The 8,323-nt window shown below is 66.1% G+C and carries 10 protein-coding genes; 9 read left to right on the forward strand and 1 reads right to left on the reverse strand.

Annotated features, from left to right (window positions below; genetic code table 11):
- Positions 1-26 precede the first annotated feature (26 nt).
- The 5 genes from HK401_RS16195 to HK401_RS16215 all read left to right on the forward strand — a co-directional run bounded on the left by HK401_RS16195 (position 27) and on the right by HK401_RS16215 (position 5,067).
- Positions 27-1,229: a nucleoside hydrolase gene (locus HK401_RS16195; protein WP_181275672.1), complete on the forward strand. Its 1,203-nt coding sequence runs from the start codon at positions 27-29 to the stop codon at positions 1,227-1,229.
- A complete protein-coding gene (locus HK401_RS16200) occupies positions 1,226-2,110 on the forward strand; it encodes a histidine kinase (RefSeq protein ID WP_258234273.1) in 885 nt (294 codons plus the stop codon). The genes HK401_RS16195 and HK401_RS16200 overlap by 4 nt, the downstream gene beginning before the upstream one ends.
- Positions 2,107-2,997 (forward strand): energy-coupling factor transporter transmembrane component T family protein, encoded by an 891-nt coding sequence (locus HK401_RS16205; protein WP_181275673.1) that lies wholly within the window; start codon positions 2,107-2,109, stop codon positions 2,995-2,997. The genes HK401_RS16200 and HK401_RS16205 overlap by 4 nt, the downstream gene beginning before the upstream one ends.
- A 13-nt stretch (positions 2,998-3,010) precedes the next feature.
- Positions 3,011-4,501, forward strand: a complete 1,491-nt coding sequence (locus tag HK401_RS16210; RefSeq protein WP_181275674.1) for an ATP-binding cassette domain-containing protein — start codon at positions 3,011-3,013, stop codon at positions 4,499-4,501.
- Between the two features lie 68 nt (positions 4,502-4,569).
- Positions 4,570-5,067: an HXXEE domain-containing protein gene (locus HK401_RS16215; RefSeq protein ID WP_181275675.1), complete on the forward strand. Its 498-nt coding sequence runs from the start codon at positions 4,570-4,572 to the stop codon at positions 5,065-5,067.
- On the opposite strand, the gene HK401_RS16220 is transcribed toward HK401_RS16215, so the two are convergent.
- Positions 5,039-5,326: a YrhK family protein gene (locus HK401_RS16220; RefSeq protein ID WP_181275676.1), complete on the reverse strand. Its 288-nt coding sequence runs from the start codon at positions 5,324-5,326 to the stop codon at positions 5,039-5,041. The genes HK401_RS16215 and HK401_RS16220 overlap by 29 nt on opposite strands.
- 171 nt (positions 5,327-5,497) lie before the next feature.
- Here HK401_RS16220 and HK401_RS16225 point away from each other — a divergent pair, with 171 nt between their 5' ends.
- Genes HK401_RS16225 through HK401_RS16240 form a run of 4 tightly spaced genes read left to right on the forward strand, consistent with a single transcriptional unit; the run spans position 5,498 to position 8,105 of the window.
- Positions 5,498-6,235 (forward strand): hypothetical protein, encoded by a 738-nt coding sequence (locus HK401_RS16225; protein ID WP_181275677.1) that lies wholly within the window; start codon positions 5,498-5,500, stop codon positions 6,233-6,235.
- 59 nt (positions 6,236-6,294) lie between these two features.
- A complete protein-coding gene (locus HK401_RS20850; RefSeq protein WP_181275678.1) occupies positions 6,295-6,972 on the forward strand; it encodes a mycothiol transferase in 678 nt (225 codons plus the stop codon).
- 19 nt (positions 6,973-6,991) lie between these two features.
- Positions 6,992-7,453, forward strand: coding sequence for a VOC family protein (locus HK401_RS16235; RefSeq protein WP_181275679.1), 462 nt, complete (start codon positions 6,992-6,994; stop codon positions 7,451-7,453).
- Between the two features lie 31 nt (positions 7,454-7,484).
- Positions 7,485-8,105, forward strand: a complete 621-nt coding sequence (locus tag HK401_RS16240) for a thymidine kinase (protein WP_181275708.1) — start codon at positions 7,485-7,487, stop codon at positions 8,103-8,105.
- Positions 8,106-8,323: the final 218 nt, after the last annotated feature.

Genomic DNA, 8,323 nt, shown 5'->3' on the forward strand with positions numbered 1-8,323 from the left:
CCTGAAACGTCCGGCAGAATTGAACTATGACGCCGACTCTTCCGCTCTTCCTCGACTGCGACCCTGGCATCGACGATGCGCTCGCCCTCGCGTACCTGTGCTGTCAGGACGACGTCGAGATCGTCGGCATCGCAGCCTCGGGCGGCAACGTGCGCACCGCGCAGGTCGTGGCGAATACCCGCGGCTGGCTCGACCTGGCCGGACGGACCGATATTCCCGTTCACTCTGGACACGGACTGCCACTGGCCTGGCAGCAGACCGACGACGATGCCGAAGATGATGCTGCTCGTGACGGTGCGACCACCTCATCCTCTGCCGGTTCCGTCAGCGGACCCGAATACGCCGATCTCACCCACGGTGCCACCGGCGCCGGCTACGCCGAACTGCCCGCACCGACGCGTCCCGCGAACTCGGTATCGGCAGCCCAAGCGTGGGTGGATGCGGCACACGCCCACCCGGGCCGGCTCATCGGTATCGTCATCGGACCATCGACGAACCTCGCGCTCGCCCTGGAAATCGAACCCGAACTGCCGCGACTGCTCAAACGTCTCTTCATCATGGGAGGAGCCTTCAACTATCGCGGCAACACCCAGCCGACGACCGAGTGGAACGTCACCTTCGACCCGGAATCCGCGGCCCGGGCGCTCGCCGCCTTCGGTGAAGCGCATGCGCAGGGCCAGCTCACCCACCTACCGGTCATCGCGCCGATCGAAGCCACCGAAGCCGTCGAGATGACGTCTGACCGACTCAGTGACATCCTCGGTGGGGCAGTGGGCACCTCTGCCGGGTGGCAGCGGATGCTCACCCAGTTGGCCGAGGCGCTGCGGTTCTACTTCGAATTCCACGAATCCGACGGACTCGGCTATCTCGCTCACATCCACGATCCCTTCGTCCTCGCCTGCGCACTCGCCTGGGCACGCCAGAACACGTCTTCCTCGGACGGGCCGGCGCCTGCGGTCACCAGCATCGAGGCGAAGCCCACAGTCGACGCCGACCCGTCGGCCGCCTCGGCGCCAGTGAGAGGATCTGCGGGCCTGCTGCCCTGGGCGCGGACTCTGTTCGCACCCGTTGACGTCGAACTCACGGGTACACTCACACGAGGCGAAACCGTCGCCGACTGGCTCGGTCGGTGGGACCGACCCGTCAACGCCGAGATCATCCGCGCGATCGACGCCCCGGCCTTCTTAGACCACCTCAGCTCCACACTGATGAAAGGACCATCCTCATGACCGCATCCTCCCCACAGTCTGGGCAGGGGCCGACCACCTCCACGGTCGGTCCCGGACAAAGTCGCAGAACTGCACTTCCCCTGACTCTGACCCTCCTCGGAACCCTCGTCGTCATCGGCACCTACCTCGCGGTGCTCCTGACACAGCCTGCCAATCTCGGTATCGACCTCGGCCACACCACCCTGTGGGTGATGGTCGGCTATCTGCTCGGCGGAATCCTCCTGGCCGCCGGCACCCTTCCGCTCATTCCTCGCCGCGTCCTCGCGCTCATCCCCGTCGCCATCGCGCTGAACATCATCATCGGGCAGATCATCGGCAACTACACCCCGGTCCCGCTCTACCTCGACTCCATCGGCACCGTGATGATCGGCGTCCTGTCCGGCCCCGCCGCCGGTGCCTTCACCGGGATCATCTCGAACCTCATCTGGGGAGTGACGCTGAGCCCCAGCGTCATCGCCTTCAGCTCCGGGGCCGCCTTCATCGGCGCCGCCGCCGGATGGGCAGCCCGCCTCGGCGTCTTCCGCACCCCCTGGACTGCCGTCATCGTCGGCGCAGTCGCCGGAGTCCCCGCCGGAGCCATCGGCGCCCCGGTCGCCGCATATGTGTTCGGCGGCGGGCTCGGTGCCGGAACAGGGGGAGTGGTGGCGATACTCCAGGCCGCGGGGCTCGAGATGTTCAACGCGACCTTCGCGCAGAGCATGTTCTCCGACATCATCGACAAGGCGCTCATCTTCGCCCTGGCCTACGTCGTCATCCGGTCCCTGCCCAAGCGCATCATCGGACGCTACCCGTTCGCCGCATTCAGCCGCCCGAAGGCAGTGCGCTCCGGTTCGACGCCTCCGGCGGACGCGCCGGTCGAGTCGACTCCTGCGGCGGAATGACCACCACCGGCACCGAGACCGGCGCCAGCGGAAACACCACCGGGCATTCCGGGGCCGACCGAGTCGAACCCGGACACTGCGCTGCCGACGACACTGCCGGTCGCGACGGTCAGCGGCTGCACCCGGCGACCGAGATCGTCATCCTTTTGTGCAGCCTGCTGCTCGTCTTCGGAATCCCCTCGCCCGTGGTGCCAGCCGCCGTCATCGTCGCCACAGTGATCACGGTCGCCTCGTCCCCGGCGGTGGGCCGGCGGTCGTGGGCCCTCGGTGTCGGCGTGCTGTGTCTGCCGACGCTGCTCGTGCTCATCATCGTGCAGGGATTGTTCTATCCCGGCGCGAACGCGCATGTCCTCTGGGAGGCCGGACCCGCGCACTTGAGCGTCGAGGGCCTGAGCATCGCCGTCCAGATCTGGCTGCGCGTGACTGCACTCATCGGACTGTGTGCCCTCTTCGGGCTCGGCACTGACTCCGCCCGACTCTTCGATGGTCTGCGCAGACTCCGACTGCCTGATGCTCTCGCCTACGTGTGTGCCTCCGCGATCGGACTCATCCCCCTCATCGGGGCCCGGACCCGCAACATCATTGAAGCTCGAAAGGCACGAGGCTGGGCGACGGAACGCTGGCGGGTGCGGATGCGGCTGCTGCCCGGCATCGTCACCGGCCTGTTCACCTCGATGCTCATCGACGTCGAACAGCGCCATGAGGTGCTCGAACAGAGCGGTCTGGGAGTGCACGGCCGCACCGTCGAACTGCAGGACCACCACGACAGTCGCAGGCAGGGACTGATCCGGCTCATCATTCCCGTCCTCGTGGTCGGACTCATCGCCTGTTCAGTGGCCGGTGTGCTCCCGCTGCCGGACGCTGAACAGCTGATCGGCAGCGACTGAGATGGTGGTGCGGATGAGAGGCTTCGGCTTCACCTATGCCGGCGAAGACAGCCGAGTCCTGACCGATGTCGACCTCGAATTGCCTGCCGGGTCGATGACCGCAGTGCTCGGCCCCGTCGGCTCGGGCACATCGACCCTCAGCCGGGCCCTGGCCGGTCTGCTCGAGACCCGAGGAACCACGACCGGTCGCGTCGACGTCACCGGCACGGTCGGCTTCCTCGGTGACGATCCGGAAGCCCAACTGAGCGGACTGACCAGCCGAGTCGCCGACGAGACCCAGCTGGCATGCCGGCTGCGCGGTATCTCTCCCGCCGCTGCCGAGGCCCGGGCACACGATGTGCTGGCCAACCTCGGGATCGACGATCTGTGGAACCGGCGCCTCGACACCCTCTCCGGTGGTCAGCGCCAATTGGTGGCACTGTCGAGGATCGCGTCACTGGATCCCGATCTGCTCATCCTCGACCAGCCCTCACAGTCGCTCGATCCCGATATGCGTCGACGCCTGGCGGGCCTCCTCCGTGAGAACTGCGAGCGTGGAGGATCAGCGCTCATCACCGGCCATCAGATCGACGAGCTCACCGTCGCCTGCGACGAGGTGCGCTTCCTCAGAGCGGGCGACGGGTTGGCCCAGGGGAGCGCTGACGGTGTCAGGCTGGCACAGTCGGCTCGAGCGCAGGGAGTCTGGGACACCCGCCCAGACCATGCGGCTCAGTCACGAAGCGCGTCGATGACGGGGAGCCGCCCGGCCGCATCGACGACCGCCGATCCGGAGCTGAGTACGACCGCGGCGGCCGAACCTCCGAGGGCCGAACCGGTGCTCAGCGTGAGGAGCCTGAGCGTGCATCGCGCGAGCAGAACCGTTCTCGACGGCGTCAGCGTCGATCTGCTTCCTGGCGAACTGGTCACGCTCACCGGTGCCAACGGAGCGGGGAAATCGACTCTGCTGCGCGGACTCATCGGACTCCTCGGTCGGTCCGGCGACTGCACGGGCACGGTCACGATGAGCCGCCTCGGCGAAGGAACCAATCTGTTGGACATGCCCGCTCACGCACGCAGCGCCCACTTGGGCTGGGTGGGGCAGGATCCGGGCATTCAGCTCTCGGCGGCGACTGTGCGGTCCGAACTCATGCATGCGGCCCCGCTGCCGCGCCACCGGCGGCGGGAACGGACCCAGGTTCTCGACGACCGTCGCCGTATCGTCGACTCGGTGCTGCACGAGGTCGATCTGGCGGCGGTCGACGAGGAACACCCGTTCGACCTCGACGGCCCCCGGCGGAAGGATCTCGTCATCGCTTCGGCCCTGGTCACAGGTGCCGACGTTCTGCTTCTCGACGAACCCACGATCGGGCGTGATCAGGCGGGGATGAACCGACTCACCGCCATCATCGATCGCGTCCTGCGCCGAGGCGGTGCGGTCCTCGCGACGACCCACGACCCGCGGTGGGCCGCGGAATCGTCCCACCGTCGCCTGCACCTCGCCGATGGGCGAGTGCACTCGCGTTGAAGAGGAAACGTCACTGATGCGGTCGTGTGATGCAATGGGTGTGAGAACCGTCGTCGGAAGGGATCGCAATGCGCGGGCCACTGGTGCTCTTCGCCTCCTGGGCTCTTCATGATGCGGAGGAGGCGCTGACCTTTCCAGCCACGGCTGACCACCTGGCCGACCTCACTGGAATCGACGCCCTGCGGATGACCACCAAGCAGAGTTTGTCCGCGATCGGCCTGGTGGGAGCCGCGCTCGCCGTCGCCGGAGTCCGAGGAGCGAGAACCCGTGGCGCGTCACGGTTCTACCGAGCCTCCGTCACCGGCCTCGAAGCTCATGTGTTCACTCATCTGCTCTCGGCGGCGGCGGCTCGCCGGTACACCTCAGGGGTGCTCACGGCCCTGCCGATCATGTGGCCGGCAGCCGCGTTCGCGCGACGAGAACTCGCTGAACTCGGCAGACCGCTGACCGCCTCCGATTGGCGATTCGGTCCTCCGACGATGGGCGCGATCGCACTCGCCGCCCACCTCGTCGTCAGAATCGATCGGGCCTCTCGGCTCAGAAATCGTAGCTCGAGTCCGCGGTGACGGCACCGCCGCGGAACCGCTGCAGATGGAGATGCCGGATGAGGCGGATGACCGGGCGGATGAGCATCTCCACACTGCCGATGACGAACAGCCAGGTCCCGGTGGTCATCAGGGCCTCAGAGAAGAACATGAAGCTGCCGATGAGGAACCACACACCGATGAGCACGTCATTGGCGATGCTGAGCACCTGGTAGCGCTGCCGGATGACGAGCTCTTCCGGCCCGATGCGCAGGTGGATGTCGCGCTTCTTCTCAGCCATGTGACTCTCCTCTTCCTTCGGCGGGTTCCCTTCACCCGGGCACCGGATTACCGGGACCTCGGTCGAATCCCGCTGCAGTCCTTGCAATTCGAGCCTACTTCTCAGCCGATGCTGCGTGCAGGTCCGGGCACTGGCAGATCTCGTGTCAGGGGCGAGATCTAGATTGAGCATATGGATGACAACCGGTATTCCTTCGACGCTCTCTACAGCGAACCGCTCGAGCGCAGCTCACTCCTGCCGTGGGACGAGCTGCTCGTCTGGGTGCGCCGGTGCCCGCAGTTCGCTGCCTTCGACGCAGCGATGCTCGCCCGATCGGGCCCGGAGGCGGCCGTCGGGACTCCGGAGACGGCCGCCGGGACTGGAAAGTCGACGGTCGTCTCGGCCTCGGATCCGACAGCCGCCGGCACCGCAGGGACGCTGGCTTCCGCCGAGGCGGAGGGGTCGGACACCGCGAACCGTGCACCGACGTGGGCCGGCGTCGACACGGTGATCGCGGATCTGCGCGGACAGGACCTGCTGCCCGAGACGCTGCCGACGACGCGCAGCCCCACCGTCATGCTCATACACCTCATCGAAGAGCTCGCCCTCGTCTTCGCCGGTCATCGCGGGGACCGTCCCGACCACGGCATCGCTGCCAGCGAGCCTGCGCTTGATCAGGCTCAGGTGCGCTTCGAAACCGAATGCATCAGGTGGCTGATCGCCGGTCGCCTCGGTCTGAGGTCGGCGGCCGCCGGCTCACTCAAGGGCTACCTCAAGGACGGAGACCTCATGCCCCCGATTTCACGCGATCGGGTGCTGCGGACAGTCGACGCCGTCGAAGGACTCTTCGGTGGGGCACCGGCCCTCGGCAACCAGATCCGGCAGGAGGTTCCGAGCCTCTTCTCCCTCGACGAGCCGTTGGCTGTGTGATCACCGGAGATCCGGGCACACCCCTGGTATTCGCGGACGGATGAGAGCAGAATTCCACTATGTCCACCCCACCTCAGCGATGGACCGTCGCCACCGTCTATCCCGACATGTGGGTCGATCCCGCAGACGACCCGCGAAACACCGAAGGTCTGAGCCCCGACGGTGAGTCGGCGACACTGCTCGACTACATCCACGACTACCGACTGACCCTGGCGATGAAGTGCCGTGGACTCACACTCGACCAGATGATGACGCTCTCCGTTCCACCGTCGACGATGTCTCTGCTCGGCCTCGTCCGGCATATGACCGAGGTCGAGAGGGACTGGCGCAACTGGATCTCCGACGGCGATCGGGAACCAGCGATCTACGGTGGACTGGATGCGGCGTTCGACCTCAGCGGGCTCGTGTCACAGCCCGGCGCGGCCCAGTCCAACACCTCAGCGGCGGGTGCGCCGCAGTTCGGAACAGCGCGGTCCGGCGCGGCGCACAACAACGGAGCACAGTCTGACGGCGAGGACATCGAGGACCCCCTGATCACAGAGGCATTCGACAGGCTCGAACAGGAGCAGACAGCCACCGACGCAGTGGTCGACAGGCACGAGGATCTGGGCACCCATCTGGGCCGAGTGGGCATCGCCGTGCGCGAGCTGCAGGTCCACCGGATCGAAGAATACGCTCGACACTGCGGGCATGCCGACCTGCTGCGCGAATGCATCGACGGCAGGACCGGACAGTAGAGGCCGAGGAGAGACTGAGATGAGCAGAACCTTTCAGGTGACATTCGACTGCCGTGACCCGGAGACGGTCGCGAGATTCTGGGCGTCAGCGCTCGGTTACATCATTCCGGGACCACCCGGTGTCGAACTCGCCGATGACGATGATCCGTTCGACGCGTGGAAGAACTTCTTTTCAGACCTCGGCATCGAACTGGGGCCAGAGGATATGCGCGCGGCCATCGAGGATCCCGGAGGCGTCGGGCCCCGACTGTTCTTCCAGGCCGTCCCTGAAGGCAAAACGGTGAAGGACCGGATCCATCTCGACGTCCGAGCGGCACCGGGTCTCGACGGTGAGGAACGGATGGAGGCACTGGAGGCCGAATGTGTTCGCCTGGCACAGCTGGGAGCAAGCCGGCTGAGACGAGTCGAACCCGATCCGCCGATGGAGCACGGTTTCATCGTCATGACCGATCCCGAAGACAACGAATTCTGCCTTGACTGACACCGGCCGCCTCACCGTCATCGCCGGACCGATGTTCTCCGGAAAGTCCGAGGAGCTCATGCGTCGGGTGCGGCGGGCGACCATCGCCGGGATCACCGTCCTCGTCGTGTCCCATTCGCTCGACACCCGGTCGTCGATCTCGACGATCACCTCCCACGTCGGGGCGAACATCCCTGCGGTGCCGCTGTCTGATGTGGATTCCCTCGCCGAGGCTGTCCGCTCCGCAGACTACGATCTCGTCGCCATCGACGAGGCCCAGTTCTTCGGCCCCGATCTCATCCCCGCCGTCGATGAGCTCCTGCACCGAGGAGTCGACGTCATCGTCGAAGGGCTCTGTGTGACCTTCGATGGAGAACCCTTCGAACCTGTGCCGAGTCTCATGGCCGTAGCCGAAGAGGTGCTCAGGCTCACCGCGGTATGCACGATCTGCGGCCGCGACGCCGTCTTCCACCAGCGGCTGAGGGACTCGGAGCGCGGATCGGGCGCTGCAGTGGCACCGAAGGTGGCCTCGGACGAGGACTCACCGAACCCTGCCGCCACCGTCATCGATGCCAGCCACGTCGGTGGTCTCGACGCCTATGTCGCCCGCTGTCGAGAACACTTCAACCGGGGCTGCGCCACAATGTCAGCCGTCAGCAGTTCTCAGGCATAGCCGGTGCTGGGACTGTCGCATTCTGCCTGTGTGGTGCTGGTTCTGCCCTCGCAGCGCAAGCCTTCCTGAAATTGCGCAGACGGTTCTGACCTCACGGTTCGGCTCTGACCTGTAAGAACACCCGCCCGGAATCTTGTGTCAGTGCCGAGGTTTAGTGTTGTGGGTATGGAAGCAGAGCAGGTTCCGGACGTTCTCACCGAGATTCATCGGTGGCGTCG

The organism is Brevibacterium oceani (assembly GCF_013623835.1).
Classification (GTDB): Bacteria; Actinomycetota; Actinomycetes; order Actinomycetales; family Brevibacteriaceae; genus Brevibacterium; species Brevibacterium oceani.